Origin of the sequence: Pseudomonas sp. ABFPK, assembly GCF_001586765.1 — a bacterium.
Classification (GTDB): Bacteria; Pseudomonadota; Gammaproteobacteria; order Pseudomonadales; family Pseudomonadaceae; genus Aquipseudomonas; species Aquipseudomonas asiatica.
This window is the reverse complement of sequence record NZ_LQXW01000002.1, coordinates 181302-204050: the sequence shown is the minus strand read 5'-3', so window position 1 is coordinate 204050 and position 22749 is coordinate 181302. Positions and strand designations below refer to the sequence as shown.

General features: G+C 63.1%; 19 protein-coding genes. 8 read left to right on the top strand and 11 right to left on the bottom strand.

Annotation, left to right across the window (positions count from 1 at the left end; all coding sequences use genetic code 11):
* Nucleotides 1-187: 187 nt before the first annotated feature.
* From WM94_RS03000 to ttgA, 4 genes are all read right to left on the bottom strand, one after another.
* Nucleotides 188-1444: an OprD family porin gene (locus WM94_RS03000; protein WP_061550400.1), complete on the bottom strand. Its 1257-nt coding sequence runs from the start codon at nucleotides 1442-1444 to the stop codon at nucleotides 188-190.
* Between the two features lie 362 nt (nucleotides 1445-1806).
* Nucleotides 1807-3264, bottom strand: a complete 1458-nt coding sequence (locus WM94_RS02995) for an AdeC/AdeK/OprM family multidrug efflux complex outer membrane factor (RefSeq protein ID WP_039613768.1) — start codon at nucleotides 3262-3264, stop codon at nucleotides 1807-1809.
* The gene (ttgB, locus tag WM94_RS02990) at nucleotides 3261-6413 is read right to left on the bottom strand and encodes a multidrug efflux RND transporter permease subunit TtgB (RefSeq protein ID WP_061550399.1); all 3153 of its coding nucleotides are present in this window, start codon (nucleotides 6411-6413) and stop codon (nucleotides 3261-3263) included. Before ttgB ends, WM94_RS02995 begins: the two co-directional genes overlap by 4 nt.
* Nucleotides 6414-6416: 3 nt before the next feature.
* A complete protein-coding gene (ttgA, locus tag WM94_RS02985; RefSeq protein ID WP_013974035.1) occupies nucleotides 6417-7571 on the bottom strand; it encodes a toluene efflux RND transporter periplasmic adaptor subunit TtgA in 1155 nt (384 codons plus the stop codon).
* A gap of 259 nt (nucleotides 7572-7830) precedes the next feature.
* On the opposite strand from ttgA, the gene ttgR reads away from it, so the two are divergent.
* Complete coding sequence (ttgR, locus tag WM94_RS02980) at nucleotides 7831-8463, top strand: efflux transport transcriptional regulator TtgR (protein WP_013974034.1); 633 nt, start codon at nucleotides 7831-7833, stop codon at nucleotides 8461-8463.
* Between the two features lie 251 nt (nucleotides 8464-8714).
* Here ttgR and WM94_RS02975 read toward each other — a convergent pair whose 3' ends face one another.
* Complete coding sequence (locus tag WM94_RS02975; RefSeq protein ID WP_061550398.1) at nucleotides 8715-10166, bottom strand: MDR family MFS transporter; 1452 nt, start codon at nucleotides 10164-10166, stop codon at nucleotides 8715-8717.
* A 452-nt stretch (nucleotides 10167-10618) separates the two neighbouring features.
* Between WM94_RS02975 and WM94_RS02970 the strand changes: the two genes are divergently transcribed.
* Nucleotides 10619-11488: an oxaloacetate decarboxylase gene (locus WM94_RS02970; protein ID WP_003259571.1), complete on the top strand. Its 870-nt coding sequence runs from the start codon at nucleotides 10619-10621 to the stop codon at nucleotides 11486-11488.
* A 25-nt stretch (nucleotides 11489-11513) separates the two neighbouring features.
* Here the strand turns inward: WM94_RS02970 and WM94_RS02965 are convergent, their stop codons facing one another.
* Nucleotides 11514-12419 (bottom strand): LysR family transcriptional regulator, encoded by a 906-nt coding sequence (locus tag WM94_RS02965; RefSeq protein ID WP_061550397.1) that lies wholly within the window; start codon nucleotides 12417-12419, stop codon nucleotides 11514-11516.
* A gap of 103 nt (nucleotides 12420-12522) precedes the next feature.
* Here WM94_RS02965 and WM94_RS02960 point away from each other — a divergent pair, with 103 nt between their 5' ends.
* Together WM94_RS02960 and WM94_RS02955 are read left to right on the top strand one after the other, a co-directional pair.
* Complete coding sequence (locus WM94_RS02960) at nucleotides 12523-13398, top strand: MBL fold metallo-hydrolase (RefSeq protein WP_061550396.1); 876 nt, start codon at nucleotides 12523-12525, stop codon at nucleotides 13396-13398.
* Nucleotides 13399-13425: 27 nt separating this feature from the next.
* The gene (locus WM94_RS02955; protein WP_061550395.1) at nucleotides 13426-14040 is read left to right on the top strand and encodes an NAD(P)-dependent oxidoreductase; all 615 of its coding nucleotides are present in this window, start codon (nucleotides 13426-13428) and stop codon (nucleotides 14038-14040) included.
* A 98-nt stretch (nucleotides 14041-14138) separates the two neighbouring features.
* Here the strand turns inward: WM94_RS02955 and WM94_RS02950 are convergent, their stop codons facing one another.
* The gene (locus WM94_RS02950) at nucleotides 14139-15014 is read right to left on the bottom strand and encodes a LysR substrate-binding domain-containing protein (protein ID WP_061550394.1); all 876 of its coding nucleotides are present in this window, start codon (nucleotides 15012-15014) and stop codon (nucleotides 14139-14141) included.
* A 114-nt stretch (nucleotides 15015-15128) separates the two neighbouring features.
* Between WM94_RS02950 and WM94_RS02945 the strand changes: the two genes are divergently transcribed.
* Nucleotides 15129-16766, top strand: coding sequence for a 5-guanidino-2-oxopentanoate decarboxylase (locus WM94_RS02945; protein ID WP_061550393.1), 1638 nt, complete (start codon nucleotides 15129-15131; stop codon nucleotides 16764-16766).
* Nucleotides 16767-16900: 134 nt separating this feature from the next.
* On the opposite strand, the gene WM94_RS02940 is transcribed toward WM94_RS02945, so the two are convergent.
* A complete protein-coding gene (locus WM94_RS02940) occupies nucleotides 16901-17821 on the bottom strand; it encodes an AraC family transcriptional regulator (RefSeq protein ID WP_003258430.1) in 921 nt (306 codons plus the stop codon).
* Nucleotides 17822-18023: 202 nt separating this feature from the next.
* On the opposite strand from WM94_RS02940, the gene WM94_RS02935 reads away from it, so the two are divergent.
* Nucleotides 18024-18317: a putative quinol monooxygenase gene (locus WM94_RS02935; protein WP_003258431.1), complete on the top strand. Its 294-nt coding sequence runs from the start codon at nucleotides 18024-18026 to the stop codon at nucleotides 18315-18317.
* Nucleotides 18318-18447: 130 nt separating this feature from the next.
* Nucleotides 18448-18714: a hypothetical protein gene (locus WM94_RS02930; RefSeq protein WP_003258432.1), complete on the top strand. Its 267-nt coding sequence runs from the start codon at nucleotides 18448-18450 to the stop codon at nucleotides 18712-18714.
* Here WM94_RS02930 and WM94_RS02925 read toward each other — a convergent pair whose 3' ends face one another.
* Both WM94_RS02925 and WM94_RS02920 read right to left on the bottom strand, forming a co-directional pair.
* The gene (locus WM94_RS02925; RefSeq protein ID WP_013974025.1) at nucleotides 18715-19320 is read right to left on the bottom strand and encodes a flavin reductase family protein; all 606 of its coding nucleotides are present in this window, start codon (nucleotides 19318-19320) and stop codon (nucleotides 18715-18717) included.
* 118 nt (nucleotides 19321-19438) lie between these two features.
* Nucleotides 19439-19804 carry a hypothetical protein gene (locus WM94_RS02920; protein WP_015271636.1) on the bottom strand — a complete coding sequence of 122 codons (366 nt, stop codon included), beginning with the start codon at nucleotides 19802-19804 and terminating at the stop codon, nucleotides 19439-19441.
* 344 nt (nucleotides 19805-20148) lie between these two features.
* Here WM94_RS02920 and WM94_RS02915 point away from each other — a divergent pair, with 344 nt between their 5' ends.
* Nucleotides 20149-20901, top strand: a complete 753-nt coding sequence (locus WM94_RS02915) for a membrane protein (RefSeq protein ID WP_025340470.1) — start codon at nucleotides 20149-20151, stop codon at nucleotides 20899-20901.
* 267 nt (nucleotides 20902-21168) lie between these two features.
* Here the strand turns inward: WM94_RS02915 and WM94_RS02910 are convergent, their stop codons facing one another.
* A complete protein-coding gene (locus WM94_RS02910; RefSeq protein WP_003258436.1) occupies nucleotides 21169-22488 on the bottom strand; it encodes an MFS transporter in 1320 nt (439 codons plus the stop codon).
* Nucleotides 22489-22749 lie beyond the last annotated feature (261 nt).

Genomic DNA, 22749 nt, shown 5'->3' with positions numbered 1-22749 from the left:
GCTGGCCCTAATAGGCCAGCCGCCTTTTCTTTTTCAAAATGTCAGCGCTGCCACAGATCTGAAGTCATGCGCCTCATGTTTGCTGCGCGACAGCGCAGCCCGGAAGGGCTGGGTGATCTCCCACAGGGACCGCACAGGTTTCAAGGCTGGTGTGGTCCTCGTGGGAGCGGGCGTGCCCGCGAAGAATTCAAAGCAGATTCAGCGGGTAACTCACGATCAACCGGTTCTCATCGAATGAGTTGGTGCTGAAGTCCCGGCGCATGGTGGAGTTGCGCCACTTCACCGACAGGTCCTTGAAGCTGCCCGACTGCACCACATAGGCCAACTCGGTTTCCCGCGCCCATTCCTTGCCATCGTCCACACCGCCTGCGGTCACGTTGTCACCCTTGATGTAGCGGTTCATCAAGGTCAGGCCTGGCACGCCGACGGTGGCGAAGTTGAAGTCATGGCGCACCTGCCAGGAGCGCTCCTTGGCGTTGTCGAAGCTGGAGTTGTAGCTGTCGTTTGCCAGGGTGCCGCCACTGGTGCCGTTCACCCGCATCCAGGCGTCGTCGCCGCTGACTTTCTGCAGGCCGACGTAGAAGGTGTGGCCCTGATAGCGTGCCGAGAGCATGGCCGAGGCGGTGCGGTTGTCCAGTTCGCCAGCGCGTTCGGCGCCGTCTTCCTTGCCGATGAAGTAGCCCAGGTTGGCGCCCAGGGTCCAGTCGCCCAGGGGTTGGCTGTGCACCAGGTTGAGGTACTGCTGGCGGTAGATATCCTTGAGCTGGGCATTCCACAGGCCGATCATGGTGCGCTTGTCGTTGAAGGTGTATTCGCCGCCGCCAAAGTTGAAACGGTCGGAGGTGAACGCTGCCTTGCCGTTCATCGACATGTCTTCCATGCTGGCGTCGTTGCGCGGGCTGTTGCCGCGGAACTGGCCGGCGTACAGGGTCAGGCCGGCGATTTCCTTCGAGGTCAGCTGGCCGCCGCGGAAGGTCTGCGGCAGCGAGCGGCCATCGTCCGAGCGCAGGATCGGCAGTACCGGCATCCACTCGCCCACTTTCAGCTCGGTTTCGGACAGCTTGGCTTTCAGTGCCACGCCCAGGCGGCCGAAGTCATCGGCGGGGCGGCCATCGTCGTGCACCGGTAGCAGGTGAGTATTGGTGGTGCCTTTGCCGCCATCGAGCTTGACCGAATACAGGCCCAGTACGTCCACGCCGAAACCGATGGTGCCTTGGGTAAAGCCGGAGCGGGCGTCGAGGATAAAGCTCTGCGTCCACTCTTCGGCCTTGGCCTGCGGGTGGGCCGGGTCGACGAAGTTGCGGTTGATGTAGAAGTTTCGCAGGTTGAGGGTGGCCTTGGCGTCCTCCAGGAAACCACCTTGGTCGGCGGCGAACACGGGGAGTGCGCAGGACATGGCCAACAGGCCGGGCAGCAGCTGACGTGCGGGTTGCAAAGTGCTCATCTGTCGTGGATCTCTTGTTTTTATGGGCGAGCCGGTACGCTGCAGGATGCGGCCTGCAGGTGCGGGTCTTTTGGGATGAACCGGGGCAACGTTGCGTGGGAGGATGTTGCGGGGTATGGCGGGGGTGAGGCAATTCGCCACAAGCGGAAGCGGGCGATAATCGAACGGAATGTTCTGGTTGGTTAATTGTTCTCCTGCACTGGCCTCTTCGCGGGTAAACCCGCTCCCACAGGTACTGCACAGCCTTCAGCATTGATGCAAAACATTGTGGGAGCGGGTTCACCCGCGAAGAGGCCTGCACAGACAACCGACAAACAAAAAGCCCACCGCTACAGGTGGGCTCTTTGCTATCACAGGGCTGATCAGCCTTTCGGTGCTTCCACCGCTGCCTGCTGGTTGTTGGCCTGCCCGGTCTGCTCGTACCAGCCACCGCCAAGCGCCTTGTACAGGTTGACCTCGCTGGTCAGCTGCGACAAGCGGTCACCGATCAGTGCCTGCTGGGCGCTGAACAGGTTGCGCTGGGCGTCGAGGAAGGTCAGGTTGCTGTCTATACCGATGCGATAGCGGCGCTCAGCCAGGCGGTAGTAGTCCTGGTTCGCCTGCACCAGGTCACGTTGCGCCTGCAGTTGCTCTTCGAAGGTCTTGCGCGCCGCCAGGCCATCGGAGACTTCCTGGAACGCGGTCTGGATGGTCTTTTCGTACTTGGCGACGTTGATGTCCTTCTGGATCTTCGAGTAGTCCAGGCTGGCCTTCAGGCTGCCGGCGTTGAAGATCGGCAGGTTGATCTGCGGCTGGAACAGCCAGGTGCCCTGGCCGCCCGAGAACAGGTGGCCCATGTCGGGGCTCAGGCTGCCGGCATTGGCGGTCAGGCTGATGCTCGGGAAGAACGCTGCGCGGGCCGCGCCAATGTTGGCATTGGCGGCCTTGAGCAGGTGCTCGGCTTCCTGGATGTCCGGGCGACGCTGGAGGATGTCCGACGGCAGGCCGGCCGGTACTTCGGCCAGTTGGTCGGCATTGAGCTCCAGCGGCTTGGCCAGGTCGGCGGGAATGCCGGTGCCCAGCAGCACGGTCAGGCTGTTGACGTCCTGGGCGACCAGGCGCTGGTACTGCGAGTACTTGACCCGGGCGCCTTCCACGGCGGTACGCGCCTGGCTGACGTCGAGTGCCGAGGCTACGCCGACTTCGTTGCTGCGACGGGTGAGGTTGTAGCTTTCCTCGTAGGTCTTCAGCGTTTCTTCGGTCAGCTTGAACAGCGCCTGGTCGGCCTGCCAGGTGTAGTAGGCGTTGGCCACGCTGGCCACCAGGCTGATCTGCGTGGAGCGACGCGCCTGCTCGCTGGACAGGTAGGTTTCCAGGGCCTGCTCGGTCAGGCTGCGCACGCGGCCGAACAGGTCCAGCTCATAGGCGCTGACGCCCAGGGTGGCCGAGTACTGGCTGGTGATGCCTGCCTCGCCCGTCTGCGACATGTTCGCCGGTACGCGCTGGCGGCTGCCGCTACCGTTGGCCGAAACCGCAGGGAACAGGTCGGCACGCTGGATGCGGTACTGCGCACGGTAGGCGTCGATGTTCAACGCTGCAACGCGCAGGTCGCGGTTGTTCACCAGCGCGGTCTGGATCAGCTGCTGCAGGGCCGGGTCGTGGAAGAACTGACGCCAGCCCTGTTCGGCGGCGGCAACCTCCGCCGACTGCGTCGGCGAGTAAGCCGGGCCTTGCGGCCACTGCGCAGCCACCGGCGATTCCGGGGTCTGGTAGTCAGGGATCAGCGAGCAGCCGCCAAGAATGAAAGCGGTTACTGCCAGGGACAACAAAGACTTGGTCATTGCCCAGCCTCATAACGTGGAGTTTCAGGGGTGGCGTCTTTTTCCGGCTCTTTGCTGCCGAACAGTGACGACACTGCGACGAAGAACAGTGGTACCCAGAAGATAGCCAGCACGGTCGCACTGATCATGCCGCCGATCACGCCAGTACCGATGGCATGCTGGCTGCCGGCGCCGGCGCCGCTGGCGATAGTCAACGGTACCACGCCGAGGATGAACGCCAGCGAGGTCATGATGATCGGGCGCAGACGCATGCGGCACGCCTCGATCGCCGCGTCGTACAGGCTGCGGCCTTGCTCGTGCAGTTCCTTGGCGAATTCGACGATCAGGATGGCGTTTTTCGCCGCCAGGCCGATGGTGGTCAACAGGCCGACCAGGAAGTACACGTCGTTGGACAACCCGCGCAGGCTGGTGGCGATCAGGGCACCGATGATACCCAGCGGTACTACCAGTACCACGGCGATCGGGATCGACCAGCTTTCGTACAGGGCTGCCAGGCACAGGAACACAAACAGTACCGAGAGGGCGAACAGTGCCGGCATCTGCGAACCGGAGAGTTTTTCCTCGTAGGACATGCCGGTCCAGGAGAAGCCGATGCCGCTTGGCAGTTCGCCAGCAATGCGCTCGACCTCGGCCATGGCTTCACCGGTACTGTAGCCCGGGGCCGGCGCACCGAGGATTTCCATTGCCTCGACGCCGTTGTAACGCGACAGCTTCGGCGAACCGTAGGTCCATTCGCCTTTGGCGAAGGAGGAGAACGGCACCATTTCGCCAGCGCCGTTGCGCACGTACCACTTCTGCAGGTCTTCCGGGCTCATCCGCGCGTTCGGCTCGCCCTGGATGTACACCTTCTTGACCCGGCCACGGTCGATGAAGTCGTTGACGTAGCTGGCACCCAGGGCAATCGACAGGGTGTTGTTGATGTCGGCGATGGTCACGCCCAGGGCGCTGGCACGCTCGTCATCGATGGTCAGCTGGTACTGCGGCTCGTCGTTCAGGCCGTTCGGGCGCACGGCGCTGAGGATCTTGCTCTGCGCGGCCTTGGCCAGGAACTGGTTGCGCGCTTCCATCAGCTTGGCATGGCCGACACCGCCGCGGTCCTGCAGGAACACGTCGAAGCCGGTGGCGTTACCCAGTTCGAGCACCGCAGGCGGGGCAAAGGCGAACACCATCGCATCGCGGAAGGTGAAGAAGTGTTGCTGGGCGCGCTGGGCAAGGGCGAACACGCTGTTTTCCTTGGAGCGTTCATCCCACGGCTTGAGCATGATGAATGCCATACCCGAGCTCTGGCCACGGCCGGCGAAGTTGAAGCCGTTGACGGTGAAAACCGAAGCCACGGTGTCGGCCTCTTCGCTGAGCAGGTACTCACGCATCTGGTCGACCACCACCTGGGTGCGCTCGGCACTGGAGCCGGCCGGGGTCTGTACCTGGGCGAACAATACGCCCTGGTCTTCTTCCGGCAGGAACGCGGTAGGGATGCGGGCGAACAGCCAGATCATGCCGACCACGATCAGCGCGTAGGCCAGCAGGAACGGTACCTTGTTGCGCAGGATGGTGCCCACGCTGCGCTCGTAGCCGGTTACGCTGCGGTCGAAGTTGCGGTTGAACCAACCAAAGAAGCCGCGCTTGGCCACATGGTGCTCGCCCTTCTTCAGCGGCTTGAGCATGGTGGCGCACAGGGCCGGGGTGAAGATGAGCGCCACCAGCACCGACAGGCCCATGGCCGAAACGATGGTGATGGAGAACTGCCGGTAGATCACACCCGTTGAGCCGCCGAAGAACGCCATGGGCAGCAGTACCGCCGACAGCACCAGGGCGATACCCACCAGGGCACCCTGGATCTGCTCCATCGAGCGCTTGGTCGCTTCCTTGGGCGGCAAGCCTTCCTCGGACATCACCCGCTCGACGTTCTCCACCACGACGATGGCGTCGTCCACCAGCAAGCCGATGGCCAGGACCATGGCGAACATGGTCAGGGTGTTGATGCTGAAGCCGGCAGCGGCAAGGATGCCGAAGGTACCCAGCAACACAACCGGTACGGTCATGGTGGTGATGATGGTGGCGCGGAAGTTCTGCAGGAACAGGTACATCACCAGGAACACCAGGACCACGGCTTCGATCAGGGTGTGGATAACGCCACTGATCGATTCGGTGACCACCGGGGTGGTGTCATACGGGAATACCGCTTTCACCCCAGGCGGGAAGAACGGTTCCAGGTCAGCGATGGTCTGGCGCAGGGCCTTGGCGGTGTCCAGGGCGTTGGCACCGGTAGCCAGTTTAACTGCCAGGCCGGAGGCCGGCTTGCCGTTGAACTGGGCGCTGACGGCATAGTTTTCACCACCGAGGCCAACCTGGGCGACATCACCCAGACGCACCTGCGAACCGTCGCTGTTGACCTTGAGCAGGATCTTTTCGAACTGCTCGGCAGTCTGCAGGCGGGTCTTGCCGATGATGGTGGCGTTCAGCTGGGTACCCGGCATGGCCGGCAGGCCGCCGAGCTGGCCGGAGGATACCTGCACGTTTTGCGCGGCCACGGCGGTCTTGACGTCGACCGGGGTCAGCTGGAACTTGTTCAGCTTGGCCGGATCGAGCCAGATACGCATGGCGTACTGCGCACCGAACACCTGGAAGTCACCCACACCCGCGGTACGCGAGATCGGGTCCTGCATGTTGGAGACGATGTAGTTGGCCAGGTCGTCCTTGGTCATGCTGCCGTCTTCGGACACCAGGCCGATCACCAGCAGGAAGTTCTTCACTGCCTTGGTGACGCGGATACCTTGCTGCTGCACTTCCTGCGGCAGCAGCGGGGTGGCCAGGTTCAGCTTGTTCTGCACCTGCACCTGCGCGGTGTCTGGGTTGGTGCCCTGCTCGAAGGTGGCAGTAATGGTCATGCTGCCGTCGGAGTTACTTTCCGACGACACATAACGCAGGTTGTCGATACCGTTGAGCTGCTGCTCGATCACCTGTACCACGGTGTCCTGCACGGTTTGCGCCGAGGCGCCCGGGTAGGTCACGGCGATGGCGATGGCCGGCGGCGCGATGCTGGGGTACTGGTTGATCGGCAGCTTCAGGATCGACAAGGCGCCGACCAGCATGATCACCAAGGCGATCACCCAGGCGAAGATCGGGCGATCGATAAAGAACTTCGACATGGTTTACTCCGCTTTGGCGTCTGCTTTCGCCGCGTTGGCCTGAACAGGGCTGGCCGGCTTCTTGACGTTGGTGGCTTCGCTGACCTTGACCTCGACGCCCGGGCGCACGTACTGCAGCCCTTCGGTGATCAGGCGGTCACCCGGGTTCAGGCCTTCCTCGATCAGCCAGTCGCTGCCCAAGGTACGGTTGGCCTTGAGCTGGCGCAGTTCGACCTTGTTCTCCTGGTTGACCACCAGCGCGGTCGGCGCGCCTTTCAGGTCGCGGGTCACGCCCTGTTGCGGGGCCAGGATGGCGTTGGCGTTGACCCCGGCCTTGAGCCGCGCATGCACGAACATGCCTGGCAGCAGGGTGTGATCGGGGTTGGGGAAGAGGGCGCGCAGGGTGACCGAGCCGGTGGTCTCGTCGACCGCGACTTCGGAGAACTCCAGGCGGCCTTCCTGCTTGAACAGGCTGCCGTCTTCCAGCACCAGCTGCACCGAGGCGGCGTTGTCGCCGGCTTTCTGCAGCTGGCCGCTTTCCAGGTCACGGCGCAGCTTGAGGAGTTCGGCGGTGGACTGGGTGACGTCGACGTAGATCGGGTCGAGTTGCTGGATGGTGGCCATGGCGTTGGCCTGGCCATTGCTCACCAGTGCACCTTCGGTGAACGAAGAACGGCCGATACGGCCGCTGATCGGTGCCAGGACCTTGGTGTAGCGCAGGTCGATCTGCGCGCTTTTGAGCGAAGCCTCGGCCTGCAATCGTTTGGCATTGGCGTCGTCGTATTCCTGCTTGGAGACAGCCTGTTCGTCGATCAGCTGCTTGTAGCGCTCGGCCAGCGAGCGGGTGGCCTGCAGGTTGGCCTGGGCATTGGCCAGGTTGGCTTCGTACACGGCAGGGTCGATCTGGTACAGCTGCTGGCCTTCCTTGACCTCACTGCCTTCCTTGAACAGGCGCTTGAGGATGATGCCGTTGACCTGCGGGCGCACTTCGGCGACGCGGTAGGCAGTAGTACGCCCCGGCAATTCCGAGGTCAGGGTGAAGGCTTGGGGCTGGATGGTCACGACGCCGACCTGAGGAGCCTGCGCCGCTGGCGCTGCTTCTTCTTTCTTACAGCCACTGAGCAGGGTTGCCAGGGCGACGGCGGAAACCAGAGCGGTAACGGCTGGCTTGAATTGCATGAGGATCCTCGGGTCGCTGGAGCTGGGAGACGCTCAAGAGTAATGGAAGAGTCTTGATCTGGAAAAATTGCTATCCGGTGGATAAATAGCTTGCTAAGGAATATACTTACATTCATGGTTGTTTGTAAATACCGCTGGGTTGTACTCGGGTACTGCCACAGCTCTTGATTAGCTCCCCCCGCGAGGCACCCTGCAGAGGTGCCCCCGGAGTGTTCCCCGCACGCGCCGCGCGTTCGGGGCAGATGAGGTTTGTACTGCCATGGTCCGTCGAACCAAAGAAGAAGCCCAGGAAACCCGCGCCCAGATCATCGAGGCGGCGGAAAAGGCCTTCTACAAGCGCGGGGTTGCGCGAACCACCCTGGCCGACATCGCCGAACTGGCGGGTGTGACGCGAGGAGCGATCTACTGGCACTTCAACAACAAGGCCGAGTTGGTGCAGGCGTTGCTCGACAGCCTGCATGAAACCCATGACCACCTGGCGCGGGCGAGCGAAAGCGAGGACGAAGTGGACCCGCTTGGCTGCATGCGCAAGCTGTTGCTGCAAGTGTTCAACGAGCTGGTGCTCGATGCCCGAACCAGGCGTATCAACGAAATCCTGCATCACAAGTGCGAGTTCACCGATGACATGTGTGAAATTCGCCAGCAGCGCCAGGCAGCTGTGCTGGATTGCCACAAGGGCATCACCCTGGCGTTGGCCAATGCCGTGCGCCGGGGCCAGTTGCCAGGCGAGCTTGATGTCGAGCGCGCGGCGGTGGCCATGTTCGCCTATGTCGATGGCCTGATCGGGCGCTGGCTGTTGCTGCCTGACAGTGTCGATTTGTTGAAGGATGTCGAAAAATGGGTCGACACCGGGCTGGATATGCTGCGCTTGAGCCCGGCTCTGCGCAAATGACACTTTGTTAAGGATTGTGAGGGAGTGTTACCCCTTTGTGTTAAGGGGGGATTAATGCTTTCGGAATGCTCAGCTGTGCAGGTTCTGCCGGCGCGCCGAGATCTCTGTGGGAGCGGGTTTACCCGCGAACACCGGCGAAGCCGGTGCCATTCACCGCGCTGCCTTCTTCGCGGGTGAACCCGCTCCCACAGGGATCGCACAAGATGCAGGTTTGCAGCAAGGCAGCAGCCCACACAACGGTGCGGCCGACTTCAGCGTCCGCGCAGTTGCCGGTCGGGCAATGCAAGCGCTGCAAACAGTCCCAGCACAGCTACCCCGGCACTCCCCATCAGCAAATGCTGGAACGTTTCCAGCAACCGCCCCTGTGTCACCAGGTCCACTTCTCCGGCCTTCAGGCTCCCCAGCAACGGATTACCCAGCGACTCGAACCCGCCCTGGTGCAGCAGCGCCAGCAGCAGGCTGGACATGCAGGCCACCCCCATGGCCCCACCTAGCGAGCGGAACAGGTTGGTGGTGCTGGTGGCCACGCCGATGTCCTTGCTGTCCACCGCGCTTTGCGTGCCTACCAGCGAGGTCGGGAATTGCAGCCCGCAAGCGATGCCGGTCAGCAGCATGAACAGTGCACTGAGCAAGACCGACTGCGGCGGGGTCAGTGCCATGGCGAAAATGGCCAGTGGCATCAGCAGTGCGCCGGCCAGGATCTGCGGCTTGTAGCGCCCGGTCAGGCTGGTCATGCGCCCGCCGGTGAAGGCACCCATGGGTAGCCCCATCACCAGCGGCAGGAGGTGCAGGGCAGCACTGTCGGCGCCGGCACCGGTGATGCCCTGGTAGCGCAACGGCATGAGCATGGTCAGGGAGATCGACTGGAAGCTTGCGAAGAAGATCACGCCCCAGCACAGCACCGCCACGCGATTGCCGAACAGGCCGAGCGGCAGCAGCGGCTCCGGGCAGCGGCGCTCATGGGCAATGAACAGCATCAAGCCCAGCGCGGCGCAGGCGAACAAGGCCAGCACGGCCGGGTCGACCCAGGCGTGGCCCTGGCCGACCAGGGTAATGCCCAGCAACAGGCTACCCAGGCCGAGAATCAGCAAAACGGCACCCAGGTAATCCACCTGCGCCTCGCGGCGCTGCACCGGCATGCCGCCGAGGGCGCGGCGGATCGCCCGCAGTGCAACCAGCCCCAGCGGCAGGTTGATCCAGAACACCCAGCGCCATGACAGGTATTCGGTCAACCAGCCGCCCAGCACCGGACCGGCGACACTGGCCACCGCGTACATGCTGCTGAAGTATCCCTGGTAGCGGCCGCGCTCTCGCGGGGGTACGAAGTCGCCGATGATCGCCTGGCTCACCGAGACCATGCCACCGGCACCAATGCCCTGCAGTACCCGGGCCAGCACCAGTTGCTGCATGTCCTGGGCCAGGGCGCAGGCGATCGAGGCCAGGGTGAACAGGCTGATGCCGGTGAGGATCATCCTGCGCCGCCCGTACAGGTCGCCCAGCTTGCCGTAGATCGGCACTGCGACGGTCATCGCCACCATGTAGCCGGAGATGACCCAGGCCAGCAGGCCGACATCGTTGAACTGCGCCGAGATCGCCGGCAGCGAGACGGCAACGATGGTCTGGTCCAGGGCGCCGAGGAAGATCGCCAGCATCAGGGCGGTGAGCACGTTGCGCAGGGTGGTGGGGGGCAGGGCGGCGGTCACGGGGATACCTTGTATGACGGTGGCGGCCTTCTTCGCGGGTAAACCCGCTCCCACAGGTCCGGTGTCGCTCCTGAGGACGGCGCGGTCCCTGTGGGAGCGGGTTTACCCGCGAAGAGGCCAGCATGAAGTCCCCGAATTGTAACCTGAGTTAGGTAGCTTCCTATCCACTATCTGCATCCCCTATGCAAGATCGGCATTGGCGCATTCATTCAGTGCTGCATGGCTGCGTGATATCGTTGGTATGCCACAGAGGCCGAAAATCGGGGCTTTGCACCAGCTTGGTGCAACATTATGCCGCAGGTTTTTGCGCCGCTGTCTCCCACACCTTTTATTCCTCTGCCTGCATGTCGAGCATGACCGCCCAGATGGCGACGGTTGGAACAGGCCAGGTAGACCCGATTACAGGGGTCGGTAGTTACCGTTCGAATTTCAACTTATTTTGCGGAGTGATCATGCCCAAGGCTTCCCATCAAGATCTGCGTTTTGCCTTCCGCGAGCTGCTCGCTTCAGGTTCCTGTTATCACACCGCATCGGTGTTCGACCCGATGTCGGCACGCATTGCCGCAGACCTGGGCTTCGAGGTCGGCATCCTCGGCGGCTCCGTCGCTTCGCTTCAGGTACTGGCTGCACCGGACTTCGCCCTGATCACCCTCAGCGAGTTCGTCGAGCAGGCCACCCGTATTGGTCGCGTGGCACAACTACCGGTGCTGGCTGACGCCGACCACGGCTATGGCAACGCGCTGAACGTCATGCGCACAGTCATCGAACTGGAGCGCGCCGGCGTGGCTGCGCTGACCATCGAGGACACCCTGCTACCTGCCCAGTTCGGGCGCAAGTCCACCGACCTGATCCCGGTTGAAGAGGGCGTCGGCAAGATCCGTGCGGCGCTGGAGGCGCGGGTCGATTCGTCGCTGTCGATCATTGCCCGGACCAACGCTGGCGTGCTCACCACCGAAGAAATCATCGTGCGTACCCAGAGCTACCAGAAGGCCGGAGCCGACGGCATCTGCATGGTGGGGGTGAAGGACTTCGAACAACTCGAGCAGATTGCCGAGCACCTGACGGTGCCACTGATGCTGGTGACCTACGGCAACCCGAACCTGCGTGACGACGAGCGCCTGGCACGCCTGGGCGTGCGCATCGTCGTCGATGGTCACGCGGCCTACTTTGCCGCCATCAAGGCCACCTACGATTGCCTGCGGCTGCAGCGCGGCCAGCAGAACAAGTCGGAAAACCTCAGCGCCACCGAACTCTCGCACACCTACACCCAGCCAGAGGACTACATCCGCTGGGCGAAGGAGTACATGAGCGTCGAGGAGTGACAGTGCCATTCCTGTAGGAGCGGCTTTACAAGTCCTGATCCCACTCCGGTTCGTCCTTGAACCGCTGCACCAGAAAATCCAGCATGCTGCGCAAGGTCGCCGGCATGTGCTTGCGTGAGGTGTACACCGCATTCAGGTTCAGCTCGCGTGGCCTGGCTTCGGGCAGCAGGCGCACCAGTTCACCCCGGCGCAGGGCCTGCGCGGCCTGGTAGGTCGGCAGCATGGCGATACCTGCGCCGGCCAGCGCCGCTTTCTGCAGTGTCATCGCCTCGTTGGCACTGATGTTCCCCGCCACTGGCACGGCGACTTGCTGGCCGGCTACCTCGAAATGCCACAGGCTGTGGCCGAAGTAGGCATGTGTCAGGCAGTTGTGCCGGCTCAGTTCCTCGACCCGTTGCGGCGTGCCGTGCTCGCGCAGGTAGGCCGGTGCCGCACACACTGCCGAGCGGCATACGCTCAGGCGCCGGGCGATCAGGTTGGGGTCCAGGTCATTGCTGGTGCGGATGGCCAGGTCGATGCGCTCGTCCACCAGGTTGACCGTGCGATCGAGCATCTGTAGTTCCACCTTCACCCCGGGGTAGCGCCGGACGTAGGCGGCCACTGCATCCACCAGCTGGGCCTGGCCGAACGAGGTGCTGACGCTGATGCGCAGCGCGCCCCTGGGCGCGTCATCCGGCTGCTGCACCGCGGCCTGCAGGTCGCCAGCCAGTTCCAGCAATTGCCGGCAGCGAGGCAGGGTTTCCTGGCCGGCGGCGGTGAGGCTGAGCTTGCGTGTGGTGCGCTGCATCAGCCGTGCGCCAACCCAGTCCTCCAGCTCTGCCAGGTAGCGCGATACCACCGGCCGCGACAGTTGCAGATGATCCGCCGCCGCCGACTGGCTACCCAGGTCGACGACGGTGACGAAAACGCGCATGGCGTTGAGACGGTCCATGATTTGCCCGGTTTCAGAAACAAACTATGTTCGAGCATCGCATTTTTTGTCACGGATTGGGCAACTAAGCTGTTGGGCATTGTTCATCTGACGGGCGTTTGCGATGTCTCTTTTCACTCCCTTGCGTGGCCTGCTGCTGGCCTGTGTGACCCTGGCCGGCCCGGCGCTGGCTGCCGACCCCTTGCGGCTGGAGGTTTACAACCCCGGGCATGAGGCGATCTTCCCGGTCAGTTCGGTGATCGTCAGCGGCGAGCACGACGCCATCCTCGTCGATGCCCAGTTCGGCAAGGCCCAGGCCGAGCAGCTGGTGCAGCGCCTGCGGGCAGGCGGCAAGCAGCTGACCACTATCTACATCAGCCATGGCGACCCGGACTACTACTTCGGCCTGGATACCCTGACCCAGGCCTTCCCGGACGCCAAGGTGCTGGCGTCGGCCGCCACGGTTGCGCATATCCGCCAGACCATGGATGCCAAGCTGGCCTACTGGGGCCCGCAGATGGGCAGGGACAAGCCAGCGCGACTGGTGCTGCCGCAGGTGCTCGAAGGCAACCGCCTGACGCTGGAAGGGCAGGCCCTCGAGGTGGTCGGCCTGGACGGCCCGCAACCTGACCGCAGTTTTGTGTGGATCCCGTCGATCAAGGCGGTGGTCGGTGGCGTGGTGGTGTCGGAGAACATTCATGTATGGATGGCCGACACGCAAACGGCCAAGTCCCACGCCGACTGGCTCGGCACCCTGGCGCACATCGAAGCGCTGGCGCCGCGCACGGTCATACCCGGGCATTACCTGGGGGACAGCAGCCGATCGCTGCAGGCCGTGCGTTTCACGGCGAACTACATTCGTGATTTCGATGCCGAGACCGCCCAGGCGAAAGACGCCGGTGCGTTGATCGCGGCGATGAAGCGACGTTACCCGAGCCTGGCCGATGAAAGCTCGCTGGAGCTGGGGGCCAAGGTCGCCAAGGGCGAGATGAAATGGTAGTTCCGTTCAACTGATGGAGAGTATCCCATGAGCAAGATTGCAATCATCGGTGCCACCGGCCGCGCTGGCAGCCAGTTGCTGGAGGAGGCCCTGCGCCGTGGCCACAGTGTGCTGGCCATCGCCCGCGACCCGTCGCGGTTGCAGGGGCGGGAGGGGGTGACCGTCAAGGCGCTGGATGCCAAGGACAGCGCAGCCCTGCAAGCGGCGGTCGCGGGTGTGGATGCGGTGCTGAGTGCGGCGCATTTCTCGACCATCGAGCCACACGCCATCATCGAGCCAGTCAAACGGGCCGGGGTCAGGCGCCTGCTGGTGGTGGGTGGGGCCGGTAGCCTTTTGCTGCCGTCTGGGCATCGGGTGATCGACAGCCCGGACTTCCCCGAGGCATACAAGGCCGAGGCCACTGCCGGAGTGCGTTTCCTGGAAGCGTTGCAACGGGAGCCGAACCTGGACTGGACCTTCCTGTCGCCGTCGGCGGAGTTCGTTGAAGGTGAGCGCAGCGGGCATTACAAGCTGGGCAAGGATCATCTGTTGATCGGCGCGGATGGCAAGAGCTGGATCACCTTTGCCGATTACGCGATTGCCATGCTCGACGAACTGGAAAAGCCGGCGCATTCGCGGCAGCGTTTTACTGTCGGCTATTGAGTCGCCTGCTTCGCGGGCACGCCCGCTCCCACAGGTAAAGCACAGGTCTTGGAATCTGTGCTGTACCTGTGGGAGCGGGCGTGCCCGCGAAGAGGCCCTCACTGGCTGGCCTGGTGTTCCAGCCAATCCAGCAACTCCCCCAACCCCGCCGGCAAGCTCTTGGCCTGGCTCACCAGGTAATACCCCTTGCCGGTCATCACCTTCAGCGCAAACGGCATGCACAACCGCCCCCCGCGCAAGTCATCGCCGATCAGCGACCAGTCGCCGATGGCCACGCCGGTGCCCTGCGAGGCCATGGCCATCGCCATGTCCAGCGTCTCGAAATGCTGCTTCGGACCTTGAATGGCCAGCGTTGCCCCGGCTGCCTGCAGCCACAGCTGCCAGTCATGCTCATTCCGCGAGGGGTGCAGCAGCATGTGTCGCGCCAGGTCCTCGACCTGCTGCAACGGCATCGGCCCCTCGCGCAGTGACGGCGCGCACACCGGCGTCAGTTGCTCATCGAACAGCTTGCGCACGCGCAGCCCGTGGTTCGGCGCATCGCCATACACCACCGCCGCATCGAAACCCTCGCGGCGAAAGTCCACTCCATGTTGCACCGTGGTGGTCAGCTCCACCGGTACATCCGGGCGTAGCGCCTGCCATTCCATCAGGCGTGGCAGCAGCCAGCGCATCACGCAGGTCGGTGCCTTGAGCTGTAACGTAGCGCTGCGCCCACCCACCTCGCGCACCCCTTGTTCAATCAGCGCAAATACCTGTTGCACCCTTGGCAGCCAGTCCTGGCCTTCACGGGTCAGGCTCAACCCACGGGCCTGGCGCTGGAACAAGGCATAGCCCAGATGCTCTTCGAGGGCCGCGATCTGCCGGCTGACGGCGCCCTGGGTGATATGCAACTGCTGCCCGGCACGGGTGAAATTGCAGTGCTGGGCGGTGACCAGGAAGGTATGCAGGGCGGGAAGGGGCGGGAGGCGTTTCATTGTGCTGAGCCATGATTGCAGAACATGGCTAGTATGTGTTTTTTTGCATTGTGGCGATAGCCGTCGCTGGGTCCAATAGGGGCATAACCCAACCAAGATTCACGGTGAAACCCAATGGCGACCTGCGGCGAAGTACTGGTAAAACTCCTTGAAGGCTATGGCGTTGATCATGTCTTCGGCATTCCTGGTGTACATACCGTGGAGCTCTACCGCGGCCTGGCCGGCTCGTCCATCCGCCATGTCACCCCGCGCCACGAGCAGGGGGCCGGGTTCATGGCCGACGGCTATGCGCGGACCCGCGGCAAACCGGGGGTGTGCTTCATCATCACCGGCCCGGGCATGACCAACATCACCACCGCCATGGGCCAGGCCTATGCCGACTCGATCCCGATGCTGGTGATTTCCAGCGTGCAATCCCGCGACCAGCTGGGCGGTGGCCGTGGCAAGCTGCATGAGTTGCCTAACCAGGCCGCGCTGGTGTCGGGTGTGGCGGCATTTTCCCACACCCTGATGAGTGCCGATGACCTGCCGCAGGTGCTGGCTCGGGCATTCGCCGTGTTCGAAGGCGCCCGACCGCGCCCGGTGCATATCGAGATCCCGCTCGACGTGCTGGTCGAACCGGCCGATCACCTGCTGCCGGGGCGCGTGGTGCGCAGTAGCCGGGCAGGGGCAGCGCCGCAGGCCGTGGCGCAGATGGCCGAGCGCCTGGCCAATGCACGGCGGCCATTGATCCTGGCCGGGGGCGGCGCATTGGCCGCGGGCGCCGCGCTGGCGCGCCTGGCCGAACAGCTGCAGGCGCCGGTGGCGCTTACCATCAATGCCAAGGGGCTGCTGCCGGCCAGCCACCCCCTGCAGATCGGCTCGACCCAGTCACTGCCAGCCACACGGGCGCTGGTGGCCGAGGCCGATGTGGTGCTGGCGATCGGCACCGAACTGGCCGAAACCGACTATGACGTGACCTTCAAAGGTGGTTTCGAGATCCCGGGCAGCCTGTTGCGCATCGACATCGACCCGGACCAGACCGTGCGCAATTACCTGCCGACGCTGTCGCTGGTGGCCGATGCCGAACTGGCCGCCGAGGCGCTGCTCGGTGCCTTGCAGGCGCTGCCGCAACCCGTGCGTGAAAGCACGTGGGGCGCGGCCCGGGTGGCCAAGCTGCGCCAGGCACTGGCGGCGGGTTGGGACCAGCCGACCCTGAGCCAGACGCGTTTGCTGAATGCAATTATCGAGCGCCTGCCCAATGCCATTCTGGTGGGCGATTCGACCCAACCGGTGTACACCGGCAACCTGACCCTGGACATGGACCAGCCACGCCGTTGGTTCAATGCCTCGACCGGCTACGGCACCTTGGGTTACGCATTGCCGGCGGCCATGGGCGCCTGGCTGGGCAGCGCGGAGCAGGTCGGTGAGCGTGCCCCTGCGGTGTGCCTGATTGGTGATGGCGGTTTGCAGTTCACCTTGCCGGAGCTGGCCAGCGCGGTGGAAGCGCAGGTACCGCTGATCGTGCTGCTGTGGAATAACCAGGGGTACGAGGAAATCAAGAAGTACATGGTCAACCGGGCCATCGAGCCAGTCGGGGTGGATATCCATACGCCGGACTTCATCGGTGTGGCGCGGGCCCTGGGCGCGGCGGCGGAGCAGGTGGCAGATGTGGCGCAGCTGCAGGTGGCGTTGGGGCAGGCAGTGGAGCGCAAGGGGCCGACCTTGATCCAGGTTGACCAGAATCAGTGGCAGGGGGCTGTGTTGGGTTGAGGTGAAGCTATTGTCTGTACCGGCCCTTTCGCGGGTGAACCCGCTCCCACAGGTACTGCACAGTTATCAATATCTGTGCAAAACCTGTGGGAGCGGGTTTACCCGCGAAGAGGCCGGCACAGGCAAAGCCAAACTCAGCCAGCAGTCGCCCGCAACCTCGCCACATCACGAATCGGCGGCGCGCCATACAGCCGGCTGTATTCACGGCTGAACTGTGACGGGCTTTCATACCCCACCCGGTAGGCCGCCACCGCTGCCTCGAGGCCGTCATTGAGCATCAATCGCCGCGCCTCCTGCAGGCGCAGTTGCTTCTGGTACTGCAACGGGCTCATCGACGTCACGGCCTTGAACCGGTGGTGCAAGGTCGAGGTGCTGAGGTTGACCTCCCGCGCCAGATCCTCGATGCGCAAAGGCCGCTGGTAGTTCTGGTTGAGCCAGGTGATGGCCTGACAAACCCGGTGGGTCTGGCTGTTGGCCAAGGCGATTTCGTACAACCGATAGCCCTGCGGCCCGCGCAGCAGGCGGTACAGAATCTCCCGGCGGAACAGCGGCGCCAGCATCGCGATGTCGCGAGGGGTGTCCAGCAGGCGTATCAGCCGCAGCAAGGCGTCGAGCAACGCGGCATCGGTTCTTTCCACATACAAGCCACGACCGGAAGGCCGGTTGGGCACCAGCATCGGTCCGCTTTCGGCGATCAGCTGGCTGATTTCGGCCGGGTCAAGGTCCATGCGCAGGCCAAGGCTCGGGTGCTCGGGGCTGGCGTCGAGCTTTACGCCGCTAAGCGGCAAGGTTACCGAGACCACCATGTAGTGCAGCGGGTCATAGGCGTACTGCTCGTCACCCAGGAACAGGCTTTTGCTGCCCTGGGCGAGGATGCACAGCGCAGGTTGCGCCAGCGTCGGTACCGAGCGCACGTTCTCGGTGTACCGCACCAGGTACAGGTCATCGATGGCCGATGCCGGGCCGTGAGGCTCCCCGGCGTGGCGGCGGATCAGCTCGGCCAGCTCCTGGCGTTGCAGTTCCAGGCTTGGGTCGATGGACGTGGCGATGGTCATGATGGCTTTCCTCTGCTGACCGACGCAGCATAGGTTTGGGCAATGGCGGGCGCTAGTCAAAAGCTGCACGCCGATTGCCTGATCCTGCCGCGCTGCAGGATCAGGCAATCGGCGAGCAGTAATGGCCTAACGTGTCGCGCGGGCGAGGCCCTAACCTTGGCAGCCTGGCTTTTTCGTCCGCCTGCTTCAAGGAGATTGTGCAATGACCCCGACACAACCGGTCACCCACCTTGCTTTCATCCGTGCCAGCAGCGGGCGCTCGGCGGAGCTGGGCGCGCGCCTGCGTGACCTGCTCGAGCCCTCGTTGCGAGCACCGGGCTGCCTGAGTTTTTCGGTGCAGCGTTCGCAGGCTGATGCCGATTTATGGTTGCTCAGTGGCAGCTGGCAAGACCAGCAGGCGATGAGTGGCTACTTTGCTTCGCCGACACTGGAAGTGTTTGGTGAGTTGGTGCAGGAACAGGTGGTCAGTAGCCTGGATCTGCATACCTTTGATTGAGGTGTTGCCTGTTCTGGCCTCATCGCCGGCAAGCCAGCTCCCACAGGTTTATCGCAGGTTTCGAGGGCGGTGCAGTACCTGTGGGAGCTGGCTTGCCGGCGATAGGGCCGGTACAGATGAATAGGGTAAGATGCTGCCCTTGATCAACCAGGTAGATAGCAACATGGCACGTAGAGAATTCCCGCATTTCGAAGCGGTTTCGGCGATGGTCCCGGTGGAAGGTGGCGGCTACAACGCGGCCATCGCGGTCAAGGCCCTGGGCATGGGTGGCGCGCCGCGCTTTCACAAGATTCTCGACGGCCAGGTGTTCCAGGGCGCCGTGGCCGCCGACGAAGCGGCCACGGCCGAGCTGCAACGCCTGCAGGGCGTCAGCGAAGAGGGTGAGCTGATCTGGTGATCAGGCCGGTGGGCGGGCCATCTTGAACAGGTTGCCCAGCTCGAAATAATCTGCCGGGCCACCACCACGCAGGATCGGCTCGGCGGCAGCGGTATCGTAGATGCCGTTCTTCAACAGGTGCTCGGCAATGTGCACCGCCACCACTTCACCCAGGATCAACCAGCTGGGCACCAGTTCCTGGTCGGCCCGCTTGAGCTGGACGATCTGGCTGACCTTGCACTCGAAAGCCACTGGGGTTTCGCCGACACGCGGCACATTGACGATGCTCGATGGCGTGGCGGTGAGGCCGCTCAATTCGAATTCGCTTACCTCGGCGGCAACCGGTGCGCAGCTCTGGTTCATCTGCTCGGCCAACGTGCGAGTGGCCAGGTTCCAGACGAACTCGCCGGTCTGCTCGATGTTGTTCAGGCTGTCTTTGCGCCCGACGCTGCAGAAACCGATGATTGGCGGAATGTAGTTGAAGGCGTTGAAGAAGCTGTAGGGCGCCAGGTTCAGGCGGCCTTCGCGGTCCTGTGAGGAGATCCAGCCGATAGGGCGGGGGCCGACGATGGCGTTGAACGGGTCGTGGGGAAGGCCGTGGCCTTTTGCGGGTTCGTAGTAATACATCTGTGCTGGGCTTGCTGGCCCTACCTCTTGGTGGACAAGGCGCCTAGTGTGCCAAGCCTGTGCCCGCCTGCAAATGATCAAGCCCGGCCGAAGCCGGGCTGGGTGCTCGCATCAGGGATCAGCTGATGCGGTGGGCGTTGGTGCGGTTGAAGCCGTCTTCGGCGAAGCGCTGGCCACCAGTGCGGTCGAAGCCGTCTTCGGCGAAGCGTTGACCACCAGTGCGGTCGAAGCCGTCTTCGGCGAAGCGTTGACCACCAGTGCGGTCGAAGCCGTCTTCGGCGAAGCGCTGGCCACCGGTGCGGTCGAAGCCATCTTCAGCGAAGCGCTGGCCGCCAGTACGGTCGAAACCATCTTCAGCGTAGGCAGCGGATTGGCTCTGGGTCGCTGCGAAGGTGTGGGCGTTGGTGCGGTTGAAGCCATCTTCGGCGAAAGCGCCAGCAGCGAAAACCGAGAGGGCCAGGGTAAGGATCAGTTTGTTTTTCATGGTCGTTGCTCCAGGGGTTTTTGAGGTTGTTTTGTTTCTATGGGTTTAATCCTACGCCGATTAATTTGATTAAAAAGCGCAAATAGTAGCGCTTGAAAATCGAATAGTTCGATATGTGTTGGCGTGCATCTTGTGGCTCGGGCAGCGGTTCTGGCTCAGGATGTGCCCGCCCATGCGCCGACGTTCTGCCAGCCATTTCAGCTTGAGGCGGTGGAATTAATGAGGCGTTAAGGATGAAAAATTTGTCATTGAAGGCTGCTGAACGCATTTTTCATACATCACCAACCGATTTTTCAAATGCTGCTCAGCACCATCGCCGCACCTCAAACCGGAGCGGCACAACAATGAACAAACTTCCGCAAATCACCTTGGCCTTCTGGGTCATGAAGATCTGCGCTACCACCCTTGGCGAAACGGCGGGGGATTTGCTGTCGATGACCCTGAACATCGGCTATGCCCTCAGTTCGTTGCTGCTTATCAGCGTGTTCCTGCTGACCTTGCTCGGCCAGCTGTACTCGCGCCGCTACCACCCGATGCTGTACTGGCTGGTGATCCTCTCCACCAGCACCGCCGGCACCACCATGTCCGACTTCATGGACCGCACCCTGGGCCTGGGCTACGCCGCGGGTTCGGCCATCCTCATCGGCATCCTGCTGCTGACCTTCCTGGTATGGCGCCTGAGCGGCAACCCGCTGGATGTCACCCGCATCAAGAACCGCACGGGCGAATTGTTCTACTGGGTGGCGATCCTGTTTTCCAACACCCTCGGCACGGCGCTGGGCGATTACCTGGCCGATGACTCGGGGCTCGGTTTTGCCGGTGGTGCACTGTTGATCGGCAGTGCCATCGCCTTGGTAGTGGTGGCCCGCTACTGGACACGCATCCCTGGCGTGGTGTTGTTCTGGGTCGCATTCGTGCTTACCCGCCCGTTCGGCGCCACCTTGGGCGATTTCCTCACCAAGCCCCACGAGAAGGGCGGTTTGGACTTCGGCACGGTCGGCTCTTCGGCGGTGCTGGGAGGGGTGTTGTTGGTACTGGTGCTGATGGCCACCTGGTACCAGCGCCGTGAGCCGCGTCAGGCGTTGGAGATGTCCTGAGCCTGCTTTCCGATACCAGTGAGCCGATTAATTGGGCTATTCGGCTCACATGTTGAGCCGAACAGGATTTCTAATCGGCTCATCAGAAGGCTTCGGAGGTATGGCTTGATGTTTGCGCTGTTGCTGAAATCGAGCGCCGTCCGCGCGGTGCGTCTCGCATGCGCTGGAGCCCTAAAACCGTACACCTGGATTGCATGACGCATTCGCATGTATGAAAAAAGGCGCCCCGATAACGGGGCGCCCTTCTTGATTACGGCAAGCTCACACTCACTCAGTGGTAATCCGCGAGTGCTGCTTGGTGTCCTTCATGGTTGCGTAAACCAGCAGCGAGCAGGCGATGCAGGCGGTCACGTACCAGTAGAAGCCACTCTCCATGCCGGCGCTCTTGAACCACAGGGCCACGTACTCGGCGGTGCCGCCGAAGATCGACACGGTCAGGGCGTACGGCAGGCCCACGCCCAAGGCGCGGATTTCGGTAGGGAACAGCTCGGCTTTGACCACGGCGTTGATCGAGGTGTAGCCGCTGACGATGATCAGCGCCGCCATGATCAGGAAGAACGCGCCCCACCAGGTCTGGATGGTGTGCAGGGTGCTGAGGATCGGTACGGTGAACAGGGTGCCGAGCACGCCGAAGGCGATCAGGATCGGGCGTCGACCGATTTTGTCGGACAGGCCGCCGATCACCGGCTGCAGGCACATGAACAGGAACAGCGTGGCGGCCGAGATGGTGGTCGAGTCGCTGATGCTCATGCCAACGGTGTTGACCAGGTACTTCTGCATGTAGGTGGTGTAGGTGTAGAAGGCCAGGGTGCCGCCCATGGTCAGCCCGACCACGGTCATCAGCTCCTTGGGGTGGCGCAGCAGGGTGCGCATCAGGCTTTCCTTGGCCTTTTCCTTCTTGGTGAAGGAGGCGGTTTCTTCCATGCCGCGACGCAGGTACAGCGCCACCACGGCGCACAGCGCACCGATCACGAACGGTACGCGCCAGCCCCAGGCATACAGCTGCTCGGTGGTCAGGGTCTGTTGCAGGACGATCAGTACCGCCAGGGCGATGAGCTGGCCGGAGATCAGGGTGACGTACTGGAAGCTGGAGAAGAAACCACGGCGGTCCTTGCTGGCCATCTCGCTGAGGTAGGTGGCCGAGGTGCCGTATTCACCACCCACCGACAGGCCCTGCATCAGGCGTGCAATGACCAGCAGGATGGGTGCGGCGACTCCGATGGTTTCGTAACCCGGGGTCAGGGCGATGACCAGCGAGCCTGCGCACATCAGTAGTACCGAGGCCATCAATGCGGCCTTGCGGCCTTTGCGGTCGGCGTACAGGCCCATCAACCAGCCACCGATCGGGCGCATGAGGAAGCCCACGGCGAAGATCGCGGCGGTATTGAGCAATTGTGCGGTGGAATCGCCGGCCGGGAAGAAGGCCTTGGCGAAGTACAGCGAGAATGCGGCGTAGACGTACCAGTCGTACCATTCGACCATGTTGCCGATGGACCCGCTGAAGATCGACTTCAGGCGGCTGGCGGTGGTTTTTTCTGTGGCAGGCGCGGTGGACGCCCCGGCTGGCAGGGAGGTGGCATTATCCATCAGGGATACCTTCTCGTTGTTTTTGTGGAGCGCGCCGTGGCGCAGCTTGCACAGGTGATTGCAGAAGGTGTGCCAAATGGGTGCATTGGGCTTCAAATGGGGGCGCTGTGCGCCCCTTCGCGGGCACGCCCGCTCCCACAGAAGCCGCGTTATTCCTGACGTGGCGCATTTCCTTGTGGGAGCGGGCGTGCCCGCGAAGGGCTGCAAAGCAGCCCCGGAAAATCAGATTAATGAGCGGTTTTTTGCTTGCTGATTGAGCGA